Annotated in this window: 1 protein-coding gene; it reads left to right on the top strand. The window is 65.3% G+C overall.

Translation table 11 applies throughout. The features are described from left to right. Nucleotides 1–251: 251 nt before the first annotated feature. Nucleotides 252–1,307, top strand: a complete 1,056-nt coding sequence (locus OSB52_RS24615) for an IS110 family RNA-guided transposase (protein WP_266063962.1) — start codon at nt 252–254, stop codon at nt 1,305–1,307. Nucleotides 1,308–1,326: the final 19 nt, after the last annotated feature.

Genomic DNA, 1,326 nt, shown 5'->3' with positions numbered 1-1,326 from the left:
TCTCAGTGTGATGCTTGAAGTGCCACTTCGGTGGTGGTTGGGTTTCGATCACCGGTTGTCTGGCTCTCCCGCTGGGTGCTCGCCCCGCTGGGGTCTGGCCTGTACTCGTTGTGCCGACAGCCGGTGATTTGGAAACCGACCGGCCTGACTTGATAGGAGCGTGGCAGCCTCGAACTCCCACACTGAGATGTGTCGGCCGGCCGGTCCAACCTCACTGTCACCCGTTGATTGAATGATTGGAGGCCCTTCCCATGATCATGGTGGGAGCCGATGTACACAAGCGAACCCACACCTTCGTCGCCGTCGATGAGGCCGGACGCCAGCTCGCGCAGAAGACCGTCAAAGCCACCACCACCGGACACCGCCAGGTGATGCAGTGGGCACGTGAGCGCTTCGACGACGAGCTGCAGTGGGCGATCGAGGACTGCCGGAATCTGTCGACACGCCTGGAACGCGACCTACTCGGCGCAGGTGCCACGGTGGTGCGGGTGCCCCCGCATCTGATGGCCGAGTACCGCCGGATCGGACGCAGCCGGGGCAAGTCCGACCCGATCGATGCGTTGGCAGTCGCCCGCGCCGCGCTGCGGGAACCCGACCTGCCCGTCGCCGAGCACGACGCGGTCTCGCGCGAGTTGAAACTGTTGACCGATCACCGCGAAACCCTTGTCGCCCAACGCACCGCCATAATCAACCGGCTGCTGTGGCATGTCCACGAGATCGATCCCGGATACCACATCGCCGCCCGCTCGATGGACCGCAAAAAGCAGCAGAACCGGGTCGGCGCGTGGCTTGCGGACGCCGAGGGTGTGCTCGCCGAACTCGCCCGTGAACTACTCGCCGACATCGTCGAGGTGACCGGACGCATCAACAGCTACGAACGCCGCCTCGCGGCCGCGGTGGCCCCGGTCGCCCCGACCCTGCTCGACCTCCTCGGCTGCGGCGCGTTGACCGCGGCCAAGATCGTCGGGGAGACCGCCAACATCACCCGCTTCGCCACCGACGCCAAATTCGCCCGCCACGCCGGGGTGGCACCGATACCGGTGTGGTCAGGCAACACCGCCGGCCGCGTGCGCCTGACCCGCTCAGGCAACCGGCAACTCAACGCCGCGATCCACCGCATCGCGATCACCCAGATCGGCCGTAAAAACAGCCTCGGCCGCGCCTACTACGACAGGAAACAACAGGAAGGAAAAACCACGAAAGAAGCCCTCCGCTGCCTCAAACGCCGACTCACCCGCATCGTGTTCACCGCCCTGACCACCGACCACAACGCCCGCACCCAACCCGACCTTCAAACGGCCGCTTGACATAGGAGCTATGAGTAGC

Origin of the sequence: Gordonia aquimaris (assembly GCF_026262595.1) — a bacterium.
Lineage (GTDB): Bacteria > Actinomycetota > Actinomycetes > Mycobacteriales > Mycobacteriaceae > Gordonia > Gordonia tangerina.
The sequence above is the reverse complement of the archived record's forward strand: the minus strand, read 5'-3'. Positions and strand labels throughout refer to the sequence as shown.